The organism is Hyphomonas sp. UBA3195 (assembly GCF_002366485.1).
Taxonomy (GTDB): Bacteria; Pseudomonadota; Alphaproteobacteria; order Caulobacterales; family Hyphomonadaceae; genus Hyphomonas.
The window spans coordinates 53437-73588 of record NZ_DEXB01000028.1; the positions used below are offsets into that span (position 1 = coordinate 53437).

18 protein-coding genes and 1 tRNA gene are annotated in these 20152 nt (G+C 55.9%); 8 read left to right on the forward strand and 11 right to left on the reverse strand.

Annotated features, from left to right (window positions below; all coding sequences use genetic code 11):
* Positions 1-152: 152 nt before the first annotated feature.
* Both B2344_RS08880 and B2344_RS08885 read left to right on the forward strand, forming a co-directional pair.
* Positions 153-1268 carry a D-alanyl-D-alanine carboxypeptidase family protein gene (locus B2344_RS08880; RefSeq protein WP_242517370.1) on the forward strand — a complete coding sequence of 372 codons (1116 nt, stop codon included), beginning with the start codon at positions 153-155 and terminating at the stop codon, positions 1266-1268.
* A 93-nt stretch (positions 1269-1361) separates the two neighbouring features.
* Complete coding sequence (locus tag B2344_RS08885; RefSeq protein WP_290482795.1) at positions 1362-2324, forward strand: KpsF/GutQ family sugar-phosphate isomerase; 963 nt, start codon at positions 1362-1364, stop codon at positions 2322-2324.
* Between the two features lie 5 nt (positions 2325-2329).
* On the opposite strand, the gene B2344_RS08890 is transcribed toward B2344_RS08885, so the two are convergent.
* Positions 2330-3127 carry an SIMPL domain-containing protein gene (locus B2344_RS08890; protein ID WP_290485040.1) on the reverse strand — a complete coding sequence of 266 codons (798 nt, stop codon included), beginning with the start codon at positions 3125-3127 and terminating at the stop codon, positions 2330-2332.
* Between the two features lie 61 nt (positions 3128-3188).
* Entirely contained in the window at positions 3189-4250 is a 1062-nt protein-coding gene (galE, locus tag B2344_RS08895; RefSeq protein ID WP_290482796.1) for a UDP-glucose 4-epimerase GalE, read from the reverse strand.
* A 141-nt stretch (positions 4251-4391) separates the two neighbouring features.
* On the opposite strand from galE, the gene B2344_RS08900 reads away from it, so the two are divergent.
* Positions 4392-4468 (forward strand) — tRNA-Ile (locus B2344_RS08900).
* A gap of 87 nt (positions 4469-4555) precedes the next feature.
* On the opposite strand, the gene B2344_RS08905 is transcribed toward B2344_RS08900, so the two are convergent.
* Positions 4556-5512 (reverse strand): UDP-glucuronic acid decarboxylase family protein, encoded by a 957-nt coding sequence (locus B2344_RS08905; RefSeq protein ID WP_034810955.1) that lies wholly within the window; start codon positions 5510-5512, stop codon positions 4556-4558.
* An 89-nt stretch (positions 5513-5601) separates the two neighbouring features.
* Between B2344_RS08905 and B2344_RS08910 the strand changes: the two genes are divergently transcribed.
* Positions 5602-6273: a DNA-3-methyladenine glycosylase I gene (locus tag B2344_RS08910; RefSeq protein ID WP_290485041.1), complete on the forward strand. Its 672-nt coding sequence runs from the start codon at positions 5602-5604 to the stop codon at positions 6271-6273.
* On the opposite strand, the gene phhA is transcribed toward B2344_RS08910, so the two are convergent.
* Positions 6270-7139, reverse strand: a complete 870-nt coding sequence (phhA, locus tag B2344_RS08915; RefSeq protein WP_290485042.1) for a phenylalanine 4-monooxygenase — start codon at positions 7137-7139, stop codon at positions 6270-6272. The two genes, B2344_RS08910 and phhA, sit on opposite strands and share 4 nt — an antisense overlap.
* 148 nt (positions 7140-7287) lie before the next feature.
* On the opposite strand from phhA, the gene B2344_RS08920 reads away from it, so the two are divergent.
* Positions 7288-8367 carry a glycosyltransferase family 2 protein gene (locus B2344_RS08920; RefSeq protein ID WP_290485043.1) on the forward strand — a complete coding sequence of 360 codons (1080 nt, stop codon included), beginning with the start codon at positions 7288-7290 and terminating at the stop codon, positions 8365-8367.
* A gap of 18 nt (positions 8368-8385) precedes the next feature.
* Here B2344_RS08920 and B2344_RS08925 read toward each other — a convergent pair whose 3' ends face one another.
* Genes B2344_RS08925 through B2344_RS08935 form a run of 3 tightly spaced genes read right to left on the reverse strand, consistent with a single transcriptional unit; the run spans position 8386 to position 10870 of the window.
* Positions 8386-9072 (reverse strand): cytidylyltransferase domain-containing protein, encoded by a 687-nt coding sequence (locus B2344_RS08925; RefSeq protein ID WP_290482800.1) that lies wholly within the window; start codon positions 9070-9072, stop codon positions 8386-8388.
* Between the two features lie 20 nt (positions 9073-9092).
* Positions 9093-10052 (reverse strand): phosphoglycerate dehydrogenase, encoded by a 960-nt coding sequence (locus B2344_RS08930; protein WP_290482801.1) that lies wholly within the window; start codon positions 10050-10052, stop codon positions 9093-9095.
* Between the two features lie 35 nt (positions 10053-10087).
* Positions 10088-10870 (reverse strand): 2-keto-4-pentenoate hydratase, encoded by a 783-nt coding sequence (locus B2344_RS08935; RefSeq protein WP_290482802.1) that lies wholly within the window; start codon positions 10868-10870, stop codon positions 10088-10090.
* A gap of 153 nt (positions 10871-11023) precedes the next feature.
* On the opposite strand from B2344_RS08935, the gene B2344_RS08940 reads away from it, so the two are divergent.
* Positions 11024-11752 (forward strand): inositol monophosphatase family protein, encoded by a 729-nt coding sequence (locus tag B2344_RS08940; protein ID WP_290482803.1) that lies wholly within the window; start codon positions 11024-11026, stop codon positions 11750-11752.
* Between the two features lie 33 nt (positions 11753-11785).
* Positions 11786-12835, forward strand: coding sequence for a Gfo/Idh/MocA family protein (locus tag B2344_RS08945; protein WP_198019709.1), 1050 nt, complete (start codon positions 11786-11788; stop codon positions 12833-12835).
* Here the strand turns inward: B2344_RS08945 and B2344_RS08950 are convergent.
* Positions 12832-14220: a DUF2793 domain-containing protein gene (locus tag B2344_RS08950; protein ID WP_290485044.1), complete on the reverse strand. Its 1389-nt coding sequence runs from the start codon at positions 14218-14220 to the stop codon at positions 12832-12834. The two genes, B2344_RS08945 and B2344_RS08950, sit on opposite strands and share 4 nt — an antisense overlap.
* A gap of 194 nt (positions 14221-14414) precedes the next feature.
* Here B2344_RS08950 and B2344_RS08955 point away from each other — a divergent pair, with 194 nt between their 5' ends.
* Entirely contained in the window at positions 14415-16520 is a 2106-nt protein-coding gene (locus B2344_RS08955; protein ID WP_290485045.1) for an acyltransferase family protein, read from the forward strand.
* Positions 16521-16573: 53 nt separating this feature from the next.
* Here the strand turns inward: B2344_RS08955 and B2344_RS08960 are convergent, their stop codons facing one another.
* From B2344_RS08960 to B2344_RS08970, 3 genes are read right to left on the reverse strand one after another with little or no spacing between them, the layout of a single operon-like run.
* Entirely contained in the window at positions 16574-17581 is a 1008-nt protein-coding gene (locus B2344_RS08960; protein WP_290485046.1) for a hypothetical protein, read from the reverse strand.
* A gap of 21 nt (positions 17582-17602) precedes the next feature.
* On the reverse strand, positions 17603-19141 hold the full coding sequence (locus B2344_RS08965) for a glycosyltransferase (protein WP_290483219.1): 1539 nt from the start codon (positions 19139-19141) through the stop codon (positions 17603-17605).
* A gap of 32 nt (positions 19142-19173) precedes the next feature.
* Positions 19174-20145: a class I SAM-dependent methyltransferase gene (locus tag B2344_RS08970; RefSeq protein WP_290485047.1), complete on the reverse strand. Its 972-nt coding sequence runs from the start codon at positions 20143-20145 to the stop codon at positions 19174-19176.
* Positions 20146-20152: the final 7 nt, after the last annotated feature.

Below are 20152 nucleotides of genomic sequence, written 5' to 3' on the forward strand. Positions count from 1 at the left end.
CGCAGCATTTTTAAATTCGCATGAAAATTGCAAGGCTTGAAACCTGATTACAGATTTGTGAGGCTGGGGCCTGCGTTAAGATGTGGTCAACCGATTTGACGGACTCTAGTTTAATCCTCGGGTGCCGGGGTTAACTCATTTTTGGAGAGAACATGATGCGGCTCGCACTACCACCTGTCCTGAAAGCACTCACTATAGCGGTGGCGCTGATGGCGGCAGGCCTGTTTGCCCAATCTGCTCACGCCGAAAAGTACGCCTCCATCGTGATCGATGCGGATACTCATGAAGTACTTCATGCCCGCAATGCCGATGAAGCGCGTTATCCGGCCTCCCTCACCAAGGTCATGACCCTCTACATGCTGTTTGACGCGCTGAAGACCGGCGAGGTCACCCTGGATGAGCGGCTCGTTGTCTCGCGCCACGCGGCGAGCCAACCCCCTTCAAACCTCAAGCTTCGCACCGGCTCGACCATGACAGTTCGCGACGCAATTGGCGCGCTGGTCAGCAAATCGGCCAATGATGTCGCTGTGGTTGTGGCTGAGCGTCTCGGGCGCACCGAAAGCCGCTTTGCCCAATTGATGACTGTGAAGGCCAAATCGCTCGGAATGAACCATACCCGCTTCATGAACGCGTCGGGCCTGCCCAACACACAGCAGCTGACGACCGCGCGTGACCTTGCCATCCTGGCCGATGCGATGCTCACCGATCATGCTGACTATTATCATTACTTCTCGTCCAGCAGCTTCCAGTGGGCTGGACGTACCTACAAGAACCATAATGAGTTGCTCGGCAAAGTAGACGGCGTCGACGGCATCAAGACTGGCTATACCCGCGCCTCCGGATTCAACCTGATGACGTCTGCCAAGCGCGATGGCAGCCGCATTATTGCGATCATGCTGGGCGGGAACACGTCCCGGTCTCGCAACGCGCATGTCGAGGATCTTGTTGAAGCTGCATTTACGACGCTCACCGATCCTGCGCATGACACACAGCTCGCCTTTGCCGGCGTCCTGCAGCCTGTACACCCGAACGATGCTGCAGAACCAATGCTGAATGGAAAACGCATCAGCGTGATCATTGCGGAAGGTGGCGGTGACGCAGATGACGACAAACTGGTCGTGGCTGAAACGGCACCTGCTCCAGCGCCAACGCCAGAGATTGTCGAACACACAAAGATGGAAACTCCGGTTGAGCCGTTTGTGCAGCCCAAGACCCACATCATGAGCGTATCGGAATACGAAGCGCGCCAGATGCAGATCGCGAAGTAACGCCTGAGTTCACGGTTCCAATCTGAAACGCAGCCCTTGCAAGCCCAGGCGGGCTGACCCAGAAGGCTTTCCAGCCATCAGGAGCGAACAGACGTGACCCGTGAAAGCGACATCGATATTGCGCGCAATGTAATTCGCATTGAACGCGAAGCCCTTGAGCAACTGGAAGCCGGTCTGGACACGGCCATCGAAAAGGCCGCTGACCTCATCATGGCCACGGATCGGCACATCATTGTGGCCGGCGTGGGCAAGTCGGGACATATCGGCCAGAAGATCGCGGCCAGTCTCGCATCGACGGGCACGCCCTCATTCTTCCTCCATCCGACCGAAGCCAGTCATGGTGACCTGGGAATGATCGTTCCAGGCTCAGTCGTGATCGCGATATCCTATTCGGGCGAGAGCCGCGAACTGGTCGATCTGATCCGCTATTGCCGCACCAATTCGGTACCCCTGATCGGCATGTCACGCGCGGCAGAGTCGACGCTTGGTCGGGGGTCGGATGTATTGCTGACGCTGCCAACCGTTGCGGAAGCCTGCCCCAACGGGCTCGCGCCAACATCCTCAACGACCATGGCGCTCGCACTTGGTGATGCGTTGACCATAGTCCTGATGGCGCGACGAGGCTTTTCACGGGAAGAGTTCGGGTTCCGTCATCCGGGGGGGAAACTTGGCCGCTCCCTCCAGACTGCCGGCGACTATGTGGCGGATCGCACAGACGATATACCATCGGTCAGCGAAACCGCGGCTGTCGAAGACGTCATTCTGGCCATCTCGGAAGGCCGCAAGGGATGCGTGGCCGTACTGGATGCGACTGGCGTGATTGTGGGAATGGTCACCGACGGCGACTTGCGACGTGCCATGCTGGCAGGAAAGCTGACCGGAAATGCCGCCGCGATCATGACGCCATCGCCCCGCACGATTTCACTCGACGAGCGCATGTCCGCAGTCATCAAGAGATTGACCGAGCATCGCATCTCCAACGCATTCGTTGTGCAAGATGGACGCCCGGTCGGGATTGTCGACATGAAAGACCTTCTCGCCGAAGGCTATGTCTGATTGGCCTACTTGGTCAGTTCGAACCGGATATTTACTTGGGCCGAATAGCCAATTTCACCGCCTGAAATCGGCGTGGATGCCATATCGGCAGATTCGTGCATCGCCATCATCCTGCCCATCGGTGCAGGCGAAGGTTCATTCCCGCCACTTTCGGAGATGTTGACGATGCGCGACACGCGCATGCCGACAGCTTCAGCGTAGAGTTCAGCGCGCGCAGTTGCGTCCGCAACGGCCTTGCGCCGCGCTTCGTCACGCGCATCACTGGCATCTTCAAGCGCGAAATTCAGGCCCGAGAACGTGTTACCGCCTGCGACAACGAGGCTATCAAGCGTTTCACCCAAACCATCCAGATTGGTCACTTTGACGGTCAGCTGGTTTGACGCCGAATAACCACGCAGAACCTGTTTGCCGTTGCGACGCCCATTGGCATCGGTTTCCTCGACATAGTCGTAAACCGGATTGAGAGAGATGTTCGACGTCTGCATGTCCTTGTCGGCGACGCCTGCGGACTTCAGCGCGTTCATCATGCTGGTCATCGCCTCAGCCTGCGCCGCCATTGCAGCAACTGCGGTCTTGGCTTCCTCGTTTACACCGGCCGTGATGTAGGCAATGTCCGGCGCGCGCTTCACATTGGCGGTCGCGGAAATATCCAACGTGGTTTCGGGCTGGATCGAATTGGGGTGGTAGGTCATCTGGCTCGTCCCGGTTGGAACCGATTGGGACGGCATCTGCGCACAGGCAGATAGGGTTCCTGCCAGGGCGATGGCGCTGGATGCGATGAACAGATTCCGGAAAGTGCGCATGTTGTCTCCTCGGTTTATTGATCGAGACCGATGGCTACCAGCGCATTGTGTCAAACTCGCGTCAGGCGGCTCCGACTTCGCGTTGCGGATACCCTTCCGGATTGCCGCTTTGCCAGGCCCATTGATCTCGGCACATGTCTTCCAACGTCAAACGAGTCTTCCAGCCAAGAAGTTCCATCGCATAGGAGGGATCAGCCCAATAGGCAGGTAAATCGCCAGCACGGCGTTCGGCGAAATTGAGCGGGATCTCCCGACCGCTCGCCTGTTCAAACGCTTTCACCACATCCAGGACCGAATAGCCGTTCCCGGACCCGAGATTGACTGTGAAACTGTCCGGACTTTCCAGCAGTTTCTCAAGCGCAACGATGTGTGCTTCGGCGAGGTCGACGACGTGGATATAGTCGCGCACACCCGTGCCGTCCGGCGTATCGTAATCATTGCCGAACACGTTGAGATGGGGGCGACGCCCCACCGCCACCTGGGCAACGAACGGCATCAGATTGTTCGGCACCCCGTTCGGATCCTCGCCGATCAGACCGGTGGGATGCGCACCAATCGGGTTGAAGTAGCGCAGGATGCCCGCATTGATACCTGCGCCCGATGCGACGAGGTCATTCAGCATCAGCTCAACCGCATATTTGGTCATGCCATAGGGATTGGTGGGCGCCAGCGGATGGTCTTCAGTATAAGGCAGCGAAACCGGTGTGCCATAGACAGTGGCAGACGACGAAAACACGATATGTCCGACACCCGTCTGTTTCATGGCGTCGAGCAGGCTGAGTGAGCCCTGAACATTATTGCTGTAATAATCGAGCGGGTTGGCAGTCGATTCCCCAACGGCCTTCAGGCCGGCGAAGTGAATCACGGCCTCGCATTCGTGCTCGCGCAGAGCACCTATCATGGCCTCGGTGTCGCGAATGTCTGCTTCGATGACCGGCACATCATTTGCGCCCGTAATCTGACAAATCCGATCGATGGCGGCCATGCTGGAATTGACGAAATTGTCTACAATTACCGGCGTATATCCTCGGTTCAGCAACTCGACACATGTGTGCGAGCCGATATATCCAGCCCCCCCCGGCACGAGAATCCGCTTTGAGTTGCCTTGCATGAATTTTGACATCCCTGACTTGTCCCCAACTCCATCGTGTAGGTCGTGTCCAATGATCATGCAAACGATCTGCCACATTTACGCACGTAATTCGCAAGAGCGTGGCAGACAGCACATTGCCTTGCCAAAGAAGCACGCTAAAACGGGCCGCTGGGGCCTGTAGCTCAGTTGGTTAGAGCGGACCGCTCATAACGGTTTGGTCGCGGGTTCAAATCCTGCCGGGCCCACCATTTTCCTGTGAGAGCGCCTTTGCGCACAACCTGCTTCGGCGGAGCAGATTGAAGCTGGAAATTCTCAAAGCGCCCGCAAATGCGGGATCAGCCCAGCATCGCCCGGACTTCTTCGTCAAAATACGCAATCGTCGGCTTCAAGCCTTCCTCCAGCGCAATCGTCGGTTCCCAGTCGAGCGTATCGCGCGCACGGGTGATGTCCGGCTGGCGCTGACGGGGGTCATCTTGCGGTAGCGGCTTGTGCACCAGCTTGGATCGCGCACCGGTCATCTCGATGATTTTCTCGGCGAGTTGGCGGATCGTGAACTCGCCGGGATTGCCGAGATTGATCGGACCGGTCACGTCGTCGCTCGTATTCATCAGTCGGATCAGGCCTTCAACAAGATCCGAAACATAGCAGAAGCTGCGGGTTTGTTCGCCATCGCCGTAAAGCGTGATGTCTTCGCCCTTCAGCGCCTGAACGATGAAGTTGGAAACCACACGCCCGTCATTCGGATGCATGCGCGGTCCATACGTGTTGAAGATACGCGCGACTTTGATCTGGACCTTGTGCTGTCGATAATAATCGAAGAACAGCGTCTCCGCACAGCGTTTGCCTTCGTCATAACAGGCACGCGGCCCCAGCGGGTTCACATTGCCCCAATAGTCTTCCGTCTGGGGGTGGATCTCCGGATCGCCATACACTTCGGACGTCGAGGCTTGAAGAATTTTGGCCCGCGTCCGTTTGGCCAGGCCCAGCATGTTGATCGCGCCATGCACGCTGGTCTTGGTCGTCTGAACCGGATCGAACTGGTAATGCACCGGACTCGCCGGGCAGGCCATGTTGTAGATCTGGTCCACTTCGACAAAGAGCGGCACGGTCACGTCATGGCGCATCACTTCGAAACGGGGATTGTCGAGCAGATGCGCTACGTTGGTGCGCCGACCGGTGAAGAAGTTGTCCACGCAGAGCACTTCAGCCCCGGTATCCAGCAGGCGCTCGCACAGGAAGGAGCCGATAAAGCCGGCACCGCCGGTGACGAGAATTCGGGGGACATAATGCATCCCCCAGCGATCCCTGCTTTTCCCTATGGGGTCAAGACTCTTAGACATTTCCGGGCCTTGTGACAGACTGCTCATGGGAGGCCTGACAGATGAACCCTTTTGACCGCATCGTGGATTTCGCCGCGCAGCATCATGGAGATCGCGCCGCTGTTCTTGAGATGTCGCAGAATGCCCATCAGGCAAAATCCCTGAAGAAAATACCCGACGACCGGTATCTCGCCACGATGACGCGCTGCGTGTTCAATGCCGGCTTCAACTGGAAAGTCATTGATGCGAAATGGGACGGGTTTGAACTGGCCTTCGAGGGCTTCGATCCAAATAGGCTCGCCTTCTTTGGCGACGAGATGCTGGGGCAGCTCGTGTCGGACACGCGTATCGTGCGCAATGGCCAGAAGATCAAGGCGACGCTTGAGAATGCGAAATTCGTGGCGGACACCGCCAAAGCGCATGGCAGCTTCGGCGCGTTCCTCTCTGCCTGGCCCGCTGACGACCAGGCCGGGCTTCTCAGCTACCTGAACACAAACGGCTCACGCCTTGGCGGAGCGACGGGGCAGTATTTCCTGCGCTTCTCGGGCTGGGATGCCTGGATCACGTCTGGGGATGTCTGCCGCGCCCTGGTACGGGAGGAGGTGCTGGATAAGCCAGAGGCCAAATCCAAATCCGCGATGAAGAAAGTGCAGGTAGCCTTCAATCACTGGCATGCCGAGAGCGGCCTGCCTTATGCCCAGATCAGCCGCATTCTGGCGCTCAGCGTCGGCTAGACCTGCGCCTTCTGGCGAAAATAGTCGAGCGATCCACGATGGATCAGCGCATCGCCTGGCACGGTTTCATGAGCCTCTATGTCGGGCTTGTTTTTCACCTCATCATAGACGCCGCCGAAATCCTGGTAGCAGGCGTCGAGCAAGGCATCGAAGCTGTCGATCACGAAATAGGTCTGCTGAAAGTCGTCGATGATGTATTTGGTGCGCATGATACGCTGCAGGTCGAAGGCGACCCGGTTGGGGCTGTCATCCTCAAGCGCAAACACGGTCTCGTTGGGGCTTGAGAGAATACCGGCGCCATAGATGCGCAGACCGCCCGCTTCGCGGATCAGGCCGAACTCGACCGTGTACCAGTAGAGCCGCGCAAGATTGTGCAACTGGCCGAGTTGCATGGCCCGCTGTCCGCCTTTGCCATAGGCTTCCATGAAATCAGCGAATACTGGGTCAGCCAGCATCGGCACATGACCGAAAATATCGTGAAAAATATCCGGCTCCTGGAGGTAGTCGAACTCCGCCTCGGGTCGGATAAAGGCCCCGGCCGGAAACCGGCGATTGGCGAGATGGTCAAAGAAAATCTCATCCGGCACCAATTCCGCCACAGGCACAACGCGCCATCCCGTGATCTTTTCCAGCTTGTCCGACAGTTCAGCCATGTTCGGAATACCTGACGCGGACAGTTCAAGCTCTGCCATTGCTTTCAGGGCCACTTCCGAGGCCCGGCCTTTTGCAATCTCTCGCTGACGCAGGAACAACCGATCCCAGCGGTCGTGCTCTGCCGCGCTGTAGGTATCCCACGCCTGATCGATCGTGAAATCAGCGGCGCGCGGAGCGTCATGGTAGCGATTCTTGGCAGGTGAAGTTGTCATGGTCGGACTGTACAGCAAATCAATATATAGTTCCATATGAAACTATATATCCCTCTCTTGAGCTGCTTCCAGCACTCGGGTCGACGGCGTTAAGGGAACATGCCAGTAAGGTTTCGGGAATGAAGTGGGGCGTACAATTGTAATCGGTATGACAGAATCAATTTCCCCCGCAAGCGCCGCGCCGAAGCCCTTCAAGTCTTCAGCGATCAGCTTCTCTGTGATCATTGTGAACTATAATGGGGGCGCGTATTTGCAGGCCGCCGTCGATTCGCTGAAGACCCAGACGCTTCAGGACTTTGAGCTGATTGTCATCGACAATGCATCGACCGACGGATCGCCAGATACGTTGGATCTCTCTGGTATCGCACAAGCCAGACTCACAAAGAATTCGGACAATGTCGGTTTTGCGGTGGCCAACAACCAGGCGGCAAATCTGGCGCGCGGGCAATGGCTCGTATTGCTCAATCCGGACGCCACAGCGTCCGCCAACTGGCTGGAGAAGCTTCAAGCCGCCTCCCGGCGCTATGCGGGCTGCCGTGTGTTCGCCTCGACCCAATACTGCCTCGACGACCCGGATATGCTGGACGGCGCGGGCGATGCGTATTTGATCTTCGGCATTCCTTGGCGGGGTGGCTTCGGCCATCCGGCTTCCAAGCTACCCGATACGGGCTTCTGCTTCAGTCCATGCGGCGCTGCGGCAATGTATGACCGGGAACTTTTCCTGCGTATCGGCGGCTTTGACGAACGCTTTTTCTGTTATTGCGAAGATGTCGACATCGGCTTCCGCCTGCAGCTTGAAGGGGAGCCATGCGTCTTCCTCAAGGATGCGGTTGTGCACCATGCGGGCAGTGCCATTTCTGGTCGCCACAGCGCCTTTTCATCCTATCACGGAACACGCAACCGCATCTGGACCTATGCGAAGAATATGCCGACTCCTTTGCTGGTCCTAACTGCTCCGGTTCATCTCGTTCTGTCGGTGTATCTCATTTTCCGGAGTGCCATGATCGGATGTTTCAAACCCACACTACGTGGAACCTGGCACGGCGTGCGAGATCTACCGGCGATCCTGTCAGACCCACGCTGGCGTGTTCGGAAGAGAAAGCGTTCGATGATGGATCTTCTCCGCACGATGACGTGGAATCCACTACGCATGAACCAGAGACTGCCTCATGTCCGGCCCCTGCCTTCTGACGCGGATCAACCCCTGATCGCCCGAGAAGCACACTAGAACAGGCGACAGACTCCGTCAGTCACCCTCAACCGCACCGCCTTGATGGACGAAGTCATACAAGGCTTCTGCAATCCGCAGATCTTCCTCAGTCTTGATGACATGACCTGCCATCTTGTTGACGGGAAACACGCCTCGTCGGCCCGCATATGTCGCGCAGCCGCCGGACTCTTTTGCGGCGAGGAATGTCGCAGAGCGCCACCCTGTGATAGACCAGGAAACCTTCCGAACAGGATCGAGATCCTGCGAGTTCGTCTTCTCGGAAAACGTGAAGTTCACAGGCTCATCATGGTAGAGGCATTCCAGTTGATCATCGACCACGCTGAGCAGCACGTCGACATCGGTTTCAATCATTGCACTTACAAAGTCGCGCACCTCAGCGGTTGTCAGCAATGGCGCAATCGAGTGTACCTGGAACACGCGATCACAGGGATTGGCCTTCAGGAACTCTGTCACGAAGTCTTCACTCGTTGCGTTGTTGGATCCAAGCTCCTCCGGGCGCTGATGGAACTCAACACCCTCGGCTTGCGCAATCGGCCCGAAGTCCGGATGTTCGGAATTCACGATGATGCGGTCGAAGACACCCGCCTCGCGGCATTTCCGGATCGCGTGCACGATCAACGGAACGCCTTTCAACGGTGCCAGGTTCTTCTTTTGCAGACGCTGGCTGCCCATACGGGCGGGGATCATCGCGATATTGGTCATGCGGCAACAAGCCTTTCGGTTTAGCGCAAATAGTCTGGAATATGGCTCAATGCAGGTTGGGCGTTTTCCAGCCCTTCAATCGCAGCCATACCCATCATGAAAATGGCTTCTTCAGCGCTACCGCCAATATGGCCTGTAGCGATGAAGTTCGGCAGTCGCAGCAGGTCCATGTCCGTCGGGGGTTCCGGTTCAAACACGTCAAACGCAGCCGCCGCAATGTTCTCATTGTGCAACGCGCGCTTCAGCGCTGCCTCGTCCACCAATCCGCCACGCGCCGTATTGACCAGTACCGCATCAGTCCGCATGCGAGCCAGGCGATCGGCATTGATGATCATCGACGTGGCAGGTGTGAACGGCACGTGCAGCGAAAGGACTTCACTGGTCTCGACCAGTTCATCCAGTGAAACGCTTTTCACGCCAGTTTCCTCACAGAATTCCGACAGGTCGCGAATATCATGCGCCTGGACTTCGCAGCCAAGCGCCAGCATGAGCCGCGCCACTTCCTTACCAACATGTCCGCACCCCAGCAGGCCCACTTTGCGGCCTTGCAACTGACGACCCTTGATCTGACGAAATTCACCCCCCACGATTTCCATATGTGACCTCACAACATGGCGCAGGCTTGCTATGCTGAGTGCAATCACAAGCTCCGCGACAGACCGGCGATTCACGCCGCCTGTCCAGCCAACGTGGACTCCGTGAGCTTCACACGCATGCAGGTCCACATTGTTCAGGCCTACGCCATATTTGCCGATGACTTTCAAATCAGGCAGCCGCGCAAGGATGTCATCGGTGATCTTCTCGAGCGCGACTACGACGTGGGACTTGCCCTGCAGAAAGGCGACGAGTTCATCACCCGCCAAGGTGCGCCCGGTGTCGTTCAAAGTGACGTCGCTGTAGCGGCGATTGAGTTCAGCGGCCAGCTTTTCATGCGCGGAAAAGGAACGCGATAGCACGGCGACGGAGGCAGTGTTGTTCATTGAAATTTTCTCCTGTCCCGAGATGCGTATCCCGCTTACGAACCGGCTGCGAAATGCAACTCGGCCTCCCCAAGACCGTCGACACTTGCCACAATTCTGGCAGGCCCATCAAGGCCCACACGCGGGGCCAGCGCCCCAAGCAGGATTACGTCGCCGCGCCGATGTTCCCATCCTCTCGCTGCCATGCGATTCACATGATCGGTGAGCAATTCAGACGGCAACGCAACCAGCTGCCTGACATCACCCTCCTCCTTCACGACACCGTCCACAATCAGCCGACCCATGCGATCAAGATCATCGAGACTATCGGCGCCCTCTACGCCCTCTCCGGCAACCGCATAACCTGCTGCACCATTGTCCGCGACCAGCGCCAGGCCGCCATGAATTGCCAGCGCAGAGAAGCGGGTTTCGGGAACCTCGATCGCGGCAATGGTCCGCGCCACCGCATCCAGCACCTCAGCGCGCGTATATCCACCGGGCTTCAGCGGCAGGTCAGCCCCCAGGACGACCGCCAGTTCACATTCCGCGCCCGGCTGCCTGAAGTCGGTCATGGGCCGAGTGTCACCCGACGAGATCATGTTCGTCGAGGGGATCAGTCCCGAGAAAGGCCGGGCCAGCCCAAGACCGTCGCGCGACCCCTGATTGCTTGCGCCCAGCTTCCAATGGCCGCCTTTCAGTCCCAACGCCCTCAGATAGGAGTCCTGCACGCCTTCGGCGGACTCGTAATCGGCGGGCAACTGGTCTGTTGGGAGGGAGCAGATGGCGCCCGTTCGGGCTGCTGAAACCAGTGCGTCGGAAAGATTTTCGAAGTGTTTCATGAAATCAGAATGCCCGAATGAGTCATGCCGTTTGCTCCTGCATTACGCCTTGTTCTAGGGGAGCAACTACCCTATCAAAAGCCCCTCAGGTCAGGGAACACCTCACGGCTTCGAATTCCGTACCGAATTGATACGCGAGTAGATAATCCAGCTATGTCCATCGTGATCAATTACGAACTCTTGCTGGCGAGCGCCAAGGCAAGCGGCGACTTCCTCCGCTCACGATTCGCAGACGCCGCAATAGACACCGCGCTGGCGCGAGATGTGAAACTTGCCGAAGATCGCCATTCAGAAGAAATGGTGGCCGCCGGACTGCTTTCCGATAGTCCGTGGGGCGTCATGTCTGAAGAGGGTGGATGGCTCCGAGAGCCAGCGAGCCCGGATGAACCCTATTGGGTAATCGACCCCTTGGATGGAAGCTACAATTTCATGCGCGGAATCCCCTTGTGCGCTGTTTCCATTGCGCTTTGTCAGGGAATGACGCCGCTAGCAGGCGCGGTATATGATTTTGTCCGGGACGAACTTGTCCACACGAATGAGACAGCCGGGCTGTATCGCAACGGCGAACGCATTGACCGCGCGGCCCTTGGCGGCCCGTTGTCCCTCTCAACAGGTATCCCCGCCGCCACACGCTCCAATGCCGAAGCCGCGGCAAAGAATGCCGAGTCACTGAACGCCTGGGGCAAGGTACGGATGATCGGCTCGGCCGCCCTGTCCCTCTCATGGGTCGCTCAGGGGAAACTGGACGGATACAAAGAAACAGGAATCAGGTGGTGGGATGTCGCCGGCGGCCTCGCATTGGTGCGGGCCTCTGGCGGAAATTTCACCGTCGCAAACGACGATATATGGTCACCGCTGGAAGTCTCGGCCAATGGCCGTTAGCGACGCCCAGCGTAGAGTTTTAGGAGTGAAACAATGTCAATGAATGTTGGAATTTGCGGATTCGGCAAAATGGGACAAATTCGTGCCGATGCGATCGAAACGCACGGCTTCGCCCAGATCAAATCCGTCTTCGACGTCAACATCCCCGATGACTGCAAATACCCGGTCGCCAATTCCATTGACGAGATCATCGAAGACCCGGACATCGACATTGTCTTTCTTTGCCTGCCCAACTATTTCAACAAGCCAAAAACGATCATGGCACTGAAGGCTGGCAAGCACGTCTTCTGCGAAAAGCCCCCCGCTTTCAGCGCTCAGGATGTGCGCGATATTCAGGAAGTCGAACGCGCCAGCGGCAAAGTACTGATGTACGGTTTCAATCACCGTCAGCACGGTGCAATCGACAAGATGAAGAGCATCGTGGACTCCCGCAAGTTCGGCTCCATTCTCTGGATGCGTAGCCGCTACGGCAAAAGTGTGGATGGTGACTATCTGAACACATGGCGGGCCAAGAAGGAACTGGCTGGCGGCGGCATTCTGCTGGATCAGGGCATCCACATGCTCGACCTCCTGCTCTACCTGACCGGCAAGCCGTTCGACGAAGTTCACGCCATGGTCTCCAACATGTACTGGAAAACCCCCGGCATCGAAGACAATGTCTTTGCGATCATGCGCAACACGCAAACGGGCGTCACTGCGTCGGTCCACTCCACCATGACGCAATGGAGACACCTGTTCTCGCTCGAAGTCTTCATGGAGCGCGGCTATATGGTGCTGAACGGTTTGAAGACGTCGTCAGGGACCTATGGCGACGAGATCCTTACCATCGCTCAGAACCGCACAACGGCGCCAGCGGCAACATGGGAAGACGAAGAACGCCTGACCTTCCACATCGACCAGTCATGGGCACGGGAGATCGAGCTCTTCTTTGACAGCGTCCAGAACGGTGCCCCGGTTAAATTCGGGTCCTCTGATCAAGCCCTTGAAGTCATGTCCCTGATAGACATGATTTACGAGCATGATCTGCATCAGGCACCAAACCTCGCCGACCAACTCAACATGACCGTCAAGGAACTGACCTAGCCCGGACGCTCCGGCTTCGGCGTCTTTTCTGCCGCTTTCAGCATCTGATGGAGGGTGTCGATCAGTACGGCGTGGATTTCGGCGGTTTCCACCAGTCTCTGAATCCACTCACCCATTGTGAGCGGTCCGTTGACGGGATCATAGGTTGCCTCGTTCGGCATCGAGGTCAGATGGCGTTTGTCTTTCCAGTGCCGGGCGTAACCGTCCAGTGTGAGCGGGTCATGTGAACCGCCGATACGCGCCACAAACCGGCGCGCTGGCTCGTGATGGCGGGCAATTGCCGCTGCCGGGGGAACATGCCGGTCTGGCGTGCGCGCATCCCACTTGTCGATATCTACACGTCCGTCGATCGCCTGATCCAGCACATAACAGCTCAACAATGCGTTATCATCATATAGAGCCTCGGCGTTGATCGTGCCGGCGCCCTTGTCACCGCCGGTTGGCGACCCGGCAACGATGCCGCCGGCAAGAACATTCAACCGCGCCGAGGGACTTGATGTCCCTATCCCGACCTGGCCATCCGCATCGATGGTCATGCGCGCAGAGCCCGCCGTGTAGAACTGCGTGTTGTCGCCAGTGCGTGCGAACAGGATCGGACCATTGCCAGTTGAAGTGGTGGTGTCATCCTGCATCTGAAACACAATGGTCGGATCGGTTCCCTCGAGCTTGAAGGCAACATTCGCCAAGCCCGCATTGACATGGAAAGGTGTCGCTGGCGCATCCGTCCCGATACCGACGAAGCCGGTATCCTTGTCGACCGAAATTGCATCCCGCCACACGCTTCCATCATTGCTGACCTTTATGTGGAAATCGTCATCACCCGTCAGACCAATCTCCGCGCGCCCTGATGCGTCCGATTGCATGAGAAGAGAGGCAGTCGCGGCCGGGGCACTCTTGTTGACGTTTAAGCGACAATCCCCGTTACCGGGTGTGACGTCATCATGCTGCAACAGGACAGAGTCAGATTTCACAGACAGGCGATTGGAAAGGTCGGCTATCGTGTTGATCCCCAATACCGGGCTCTCTTCCGATGGCGCGGCGCCCGCCATAACCACCCAGTCAGCGCCATTGAAAACGCGCATCATCGCTTCATCCAGAATGTAAGCCCGCATACCCGCCAGTGCCGGGAATACGGCCCATGCACCATCCTGGAATGTGGCGATTGTATTCACGGCATAGCCGGACCAGTTCTCGCCCGTCGCGCTGGCAGGAATGATGTAGGCCTCACCGTCCAAAGGCGCCTCGGGCTGGATCGAAATTGCTTTCGATTGCACGCACAGCTGAACCATCTGGTCCAGCTTGCGGAACGCCTCGTTTACGGTGACATGTTTCTGGGCCTGATTGGGTATCAGGTATGGCAGACCAAGACGTGCAGACTCGTCCATGGGGAGCTCCTTTTATTTGAACTTTTTGGACATCAGTGTATCTCACGCTTGCATTCAGGCGGATAACTTCCGCTAATTCCACTCAACGAGAATCAGAGCTGCTGAGCCAGATAGGTTACGATATCAACAGCTCGCCTCAGCAGTCCGACAAGTTTCGCGCTGAGTTATGAAACACGCCTAAGGGGATTGATATCGTGCAGACATACAGGCCTGACATCGACGGCCTCCGGACCATCGCGGTATTGTCAGTAATACTTTTTCACGTCGGATATTCGCAATTTGGCGGTGGCTTCGTCGGAGTCGACATATTTTTCACGATCAGCGGATATCTCATCACGAAGATTATCGTTGAAGAAAAATGTGAAACGGGAAAGTTTGACTTTTTTCGCTTCTACATGCGTAGAGCGCGGCGTTTGCTGCCGACTCTACTCCTCGTGGTCGCGGCGACCCTTCTGGTGGGATTTTTTATGTTCCCCAAGGATCTGACGCAGGATCTGGGAGGGTCGGCAGTTTACAGTTTGCTTAGCATTTCAAATATCTATTTTTGGCTCAATAGCGGCTATTTTGATGCAGGCGCAAACCTCAGACCCCTTTTGCACACGTGGTCACTTGCAGTCGAAGAACAATTTTATCTTGTTTGGCCCGCTCTACTAGTTGGGACGCTTTCATTAGCAGCGTCGGGAAGGAAAGCGCTCTTAATAGTGCTGCTATTCGTGGGATGCGGTTCATTTCTTGCCGGGGAACTGCTGCTCAACGGGTGGGGTCCCACCTACATCCAACAATTAGCTATCGACGCTGAGACCACGACGTTTTTTCTCGCCCCCTTTCGTATGTATGAGTTCATCCTCGGGGGGTTAGTTCTTTGGCTCCCCAAGCTTGGCCCAAAACGCTCGCTACTGTCCGATCTGATTGCCCTCACGGGCATCGGTCTGATGGCCTACGGTATATTCTTTGTTACCGAGGAAAGTAAATTCCCTTCGTACAATGCTCTTGTTCCGTGCCTGGGAACCGCACTCGTCATTTGGGCTCAAAATGGCAGGTTCATACCGGTCGCACTAGGGATCGGCCCCATGGCATACCTTGGCCGAATTAGCTACACGCTCTATCTGATCCACTGGCCGGCTACTGTCTACTATGGTTTTTGGCGTGCGGGTCCACTCGAGAATGCTGATCGAATCGCAGTTCTGGCAGTTACTTTCGTATTGTCAGCAACAGTGTACCACCTGCTGGAAAAACCACTTCGCAGACCCACGCCTAAGCGACAACAGCTAAATCGTAGTGCTTTCGGACTCGTGTGTTGTTTTGTTGGTTTGATATTGATGCTTCCCAGCGCGAGCCTCTATCGCGGTGCAGCAAGTGCCTCAAATCTCGCCCTTCTGGAGACCCCTTCGGAAATTGGAGAAGAAGCACAACACTCAGTACAGAACGACAATTTCGCGGTGGACAATAATGAAAAATGGACTCCATTGAACGCAAACACCGTCAATCGTTCGGCTATGCAGAGATTGTACCCACACCCGTGCATATGGGATGAAGATATGGTCTCTTTCAGACAGGTAGATGGAGAATGGCTTTGCAATGATAGAGCACCTATTCAGATACTAACCATTGGCAACTCTCACGAGCGCGCTGGCTATTCCTACATAAGGAATGTTTTCAGCGAGGAGTTCCGCGCATCCGAATTCGGAATCACCTACGCCTCCACTCATTCTCGCGGCATTGACGAGGACGGGAAAATTATCAGATGCAACTTTCATAAACTGAAGGACCTGCCATTCCGCTCCAGTGTATCTGAGTGCAAATGGATAGTGGCACAACTTGCAGATCAACAAGCTATCGCGTCTGACTACGACGTAGTTGTCGTCAGCGCACTTCGTCCAAATGACTGGGGGAAAATATATTTGGACTACGCTGCTCAACTACAAAAAAACAACCCTCAGCTCAGAGTTGTAGTGATCGGCAGTCTCGTCAGTATAGGAGACTATCGTTGCATAGATCTGGTTAATCAGAAGAAAGATCTTAGGGCGTGTTCAAACAACGACTTGGTGGAGTACTACTCCCCCAACGAAGAAGATGAAATCCGCTCCAATTGGCCGGACTTAGAGTTTTTCTACGTAGACCAGCGTAAGTTGCTTTGTGGGAATGGCGATTTCGAATCCTGTGATATCTATGAAGACGGAATTCCAATTTTCTTTGATGGTAGCCACTTAAATTGGTTAGCTACAATCAAGTTGGTAAGGCTATCAGAAGAAACAAGGCTACGAGACAGGCTGAAGCACTACATATTAGGCCGTCATTAGACCGCTCTTGCGGCAGATATCCAATCTGCCCAGCATAGACCGGAGCAGGCAATTCACGAGCGCAAGCCGCGCCGCTTCAGTAGTGGCGGGATTACTTCATGAAAGAATTGGCGCCATGACAACAGACGCAACTTTCTGAGTCGCGTTCCTGCCGATCCCTTGACTAGATCATGCTTGATTCCCAGCCCACGCGACGGCCGGTCGAATATGGCCAAGTTCACATGGCCCACGCCCAGTTTCCATAGCTTGATGCTCAATGCATGCTCATTGAGTATGTTGCGCACCTTGTTCTTGAAGAGCGGAAAGGTTGTTTCGCTCAGGACATAGCCCCGTTTGTCTCCTCGTCGCCAGACCTTGGTCTGGTGCGTGTAGAGAAACTCCTGATAGTTCTGCGAAAGCGGAGCGCTCTCCCGAAACGGCTTTTCAGGACAATAGCGCGTGAATACTTCGTTTGCCGTCGAGAAACTGGTCACAGGATAAAGCTTCTCGAATACGGATCTGGGCACCATGAAGAAGGTCGTGCACAACCATTTCCGACAGGCCTGCCCGCCGATACGCATTGGCTGGGCCAGCGTATCGAGCGGATCCGGATTGACTCGAGAGAATGTATCTACCCATCCCAACACGGTTTTCTGTGCTGGCAGTTGGCGGATAATGTCGGCGTCGATCGCTTCCAGCGCCTCCAGCGGCTTCGAATTGGCCAGGGCATCATTGACCATCAATACGACGTCGAACGTTTCCGGCAGCCTCGCCCGAACTTCGCGCCAGCCGCGATCCCAGCCGGTAAACTCATGAGCTGTATTATCGCCGCCGACCGCAAAGGCGCGGCATGGCCAGCCCTCAGTCGATGCTGATTGCCACTCGCGTTGTTCGTTCGCATTGTCGATCTCAACAACCGTGAACTCTATGCCTTCTCGCGCCTTAAAGAAATCTCCGAGAACCGCACGCACGCCTTTGGTTTTCTCGGGGTCGAATGTCAAGAACAGGACAAGTACCCTGAAGGCACGATCCCCTGCACCCTGCAGACGGTCGTCGTGGCTGGGCACACCATCAGCGCTCATTGAACAATACCGTGAACATACTCAACTATTCTTCGTCTCTTGAACTACCGCAGCAATCTGAGAGACGGAAATTGCCTCTTTCTCCCGAAGGCGGGCCAACACTTCCGGTAGCAGTTCCTGCGCTTGCGGTGAGAGCATGAGATGCTTGAGGAATCCTGGGTTACGCCGAATGGCCAGCGTAAGCGCTTTCCTGTTCTCGAACATCAGCTTCGCCATCGCCCGGTCTTCCAGAAGAAGAGAAAGATTGTGATGAGACAAAATTGCCTGACCGAACAGTTTCCTCAGGACAGGCACACGGCGAAATGTTCCAGCAAGCAAGCGGACGAAGTTCTGCTTGACCCTGTGCTTCAGCGACGGCGTACCGCGGCGCGCGACTGGTTTCCTGGTCGCTTGGTCGATAGCGACGAGCGTTTTGCGTGTTGCCTGCAACTCGTCTTCGGAGGTCACGTTCGCCTTGGGTGCATACTCGGCCTCGCGTCCGAGTAGATCGTCGATCAGGCGGACATAAGCATCAAAGCCCAAGCTGGAATAATCATGCTGCCGGATTTCGGACTGACGTGCAGGCAGATTGTCGAGCACATCGGAGATAATGGGCGCAAGCTCTTCTGGCTCGTCCATTGACGCATAAATCAGCTTGTCCCCGCTGACCTCTCTCAACACAGGAAGATCGTACACGACACACGGCACGCCACAATAGAGCGCCTCGACCGGTGGATACCCGAACCCCTCGAACCTCGACAGAAAGAGCATCAAATCTGCTTCGTATAGCAGTTTGAACTTCTCGACATCAGTCACACGATGCTGGAAGCGGACCTCCACATCGTGCTCTTCGCCCCATGTATGGTAAGCAGAAGCAACGGATTCATCCATCGTCGCTGTGCCGACAATAAATGTCAGCCGACATCCCGACAGGGCGGGTCCGGCATGATCGAGCAATTCCATGCCACCCTTGTATCCGAAAGCGCCGCCAAAACGCGTGATACAGATGACAGATCGGCGATCCTCGGACTTTACCGCAAGGGATTTGGCTTCTGCAGCGGCCAGGTCATTGATGGGTGGGTTGATGTGGTGAAAGCGGGCGCCTGTACCTGCAAAATACTCTTCCGCATGCGTCTCACCTTCCAGTGTCGACGCGAGAACCACATCCAAATGCGGCCCAATAGCCTTCCATGCGTCCCACGGCTTCTGGTTTGTGCCGTGCTCTGCCGTCTTCGCAATCCAGTTCGGGGTCTCGAAACTCAGCATTCCGAGCTTCGCCTTGTTTGCAACGGAAATGTCCAGCGCCCGCCGGAACACTTTCACTGGCGGATGCTTGTGCGGAATAATCCAGACAAAATCCCATGGCCCATCGGGCGTGTCCGAAAAATCCCGCGTCAGTCGCAACACAAACCGATCTCCGAAGTCGAAATCTTCGAAGTCGTCAATGAAGATCGGCGTATTGTTCGTCCAAAACGTGACCTGATGACCAAGCGCCGCAAACGCCTGTGCCATCATCCATGCATGGTAGCGCCCACCTGAATAGGCGCCTTGAGGCATGATGCTGCAAATAAGGATTTTCATGCCAGCCCCTGAACAAGCACGTGCGGACAAGCCTACTCTTCAGCCGACTTTTTCTTGCGCCGAAGCCAGATACTGGCCCCCTGGTTCTTCAGGCACAATGGCATGCGCTCCTCGAAGAACTCGCGGTGGAACCTCTGCATGAATGTATTCGTGTACACGATTTCGAAGTCGCTGTTGAATTCGAGAAACGCCCGAAGGAGATAGGTCTCCGTCCACCAGCGGCCCTGATACACCCAATGCTCGGGATATTCGAACGGATAGTGGATGTCGTGGAAATGGACGTACACCCCCTCATTGATGTGCGGGAGTATCTCGAAGAACATGTGGTTCACATCACTGCCCACGCGAGAGACGTGCGTCGAATCGACAAACAGAATGTCGTTTTCCTGCAGCGAGGTGAAGACTTCGATATCGACATCCTGAACCCGCTTTTCGATGATTTCACGGGTCTCGAGATCGGACGGACGCACCAGCGACTTCAACAATTGCGGATACGGTTCAACGAAACGGATATCGATATCACCATTGAAGAACGCGTCATTGGTATCGAGCATACAGCACGAGGAATACCCGGACCCGACCTCAACGATGCGCTTGGGTTTGACGCGACGCATCATGCTGTAAAGCGAGATGGCATCGGAGTAGGAGTAGCCCCCATTCAGGAAGCCGTAGCGCATCTTGTCAGAAGGCTCGTCGCCAAATGGAATATCGTCATAGAAGGACGCAAACTCTTCAAGCACGGCCAATTGCTTGTCTTCGTTCAGACCGATGCCCGGCAGGGTACGCCGATCACGATTGAAGATTCGCGCTTCGTCGGCCTTGATGTCTTCAATGTTGGCGACCGGAGAATAGAAATGCCCAAGTGCGCGCCATAGCGGGCTCTTCTCGTCATCGGCACCGACCTTGTTGATCTTGTCTTTCAACGAGCGGACTATCTTTTTCAATGCAGCATTTTCCTTCTGCAGCACTTCAAGTTCATCCTTGTTGTCTTGTACATCCGTCACTGGATTA

What these genes read in the sequence shown, in the direction of transcription:
- B2344_RS08880 (WP_242517370.1), top strand. Translation starts at nt 153, where the DNA reads ATGATGCGGCTCGCACTACCACCTGTCCTGAAAGCACTCACTATAGCG.
- B2344_RS08890 (WP_290485040.1), bottom strand. Translation starts at nt 3,127, where the DNA reads ATGCGCACTTTCCGGAATCTGTTCATCGCATCCAGCGCCATCGCCCTG.
- B2344_RS08920 (WP_290485043.1), top strand. Translation starts at nt 7,288, where the DNA reads ATGACAGAATCAATTTCCCCCGCAAGCGCCGCGCCGAAGCCCTTCAAG.
- galE (WP_290482796.1), bottom strand. Translation starts at nt 4,250, where the DNA reads ATGTCAAAATTCATGCAAGGCAACTCAAAGCGGATTCTCGTGCCGGGG.
- B2344_RS08935 (WP_290482802.1), bottom strand. Translation starts at nt 10,870, where the DNA reads ATGAAACACTTCGAAAATCTTTCCGACGCACTGGTTTCAGCAGCCCGA.
- B2344_RS08945 (WP_198019709.1), top strand. Translation starts at nt 11,786, where the DNA reads ATGTCAATGAATGTTGGAATTTGCGGATTCGGCAAAATGGGACAAATT.
- B2344_RS08930 (WP_290482801.1), bottom strand. Translation starts at nt 10,052, where the DNA reads ATGAACAACACTGCCTCCGTCGCCGTGCTATCGCGTTCCTTTTCCGCG.
- B2344_RS08905 (WP_034810955.1), bottom strand. Translation starts at nt 5,512, where the DNA reads ATGCATTATGTCCCCCGAATTCTCGTCACCGGCGGTGCCGGCTTTATC.
- phhA (WP_290485042.1), bottom strand. Translation starts at nt 7,139, where the DNA reads ATGACAACTTCACCTGCCAAGAATCGCTACCATGACGCTCCGCGCGCC.
- B2344_RS08910 (WP_290485041.1), top strand. Translation starts at nt 5,602, where the DNA reads ATGAACCCTTTTGACCGCATCGTGGATTTCGCCGCGCAGCATCATGGA.
- B2344_RS08965 (WP_290483219.1), bottom strand. Translation starts at nt 19,141, where the DNA reads ATGAAAATCCTTATTTGCAGCATCATGCCTCAAGGCGCCTATTCAGGT.
- B2344_RS08950 (WP_290485044.1), bottom strand. Translation starts at nt 14,220, where the DNA reads ATGGACGAGTCTGCACGTCTTGGTCTGCCATACCTGATACCCAATCAG.
- B2344_RS08925 (WP_290482800.1), bottom strand. Translation starts at nt 9,072, where the DNA reads ATGACCAATATCGCGATGATCCCCGCCCGTATGGGCAGCCAGCGTCTG.
- B2344_RS08960 (WP_290485046.1), bottom strand. Translation starts at nt 17,581, where the DNA reads ATGAGCGCTGATGGTGTGCCCAGCCACGACGACCGTCTGCAGGGTGCA.
- B2344_RS08940 (WP_290482803.1), top strand. Translation starts at nt 11,024, where the DNA reads ATGTCCATCGTGATCAATTACGAACTCTTGCTGGCGAGCGCCAAGGCA.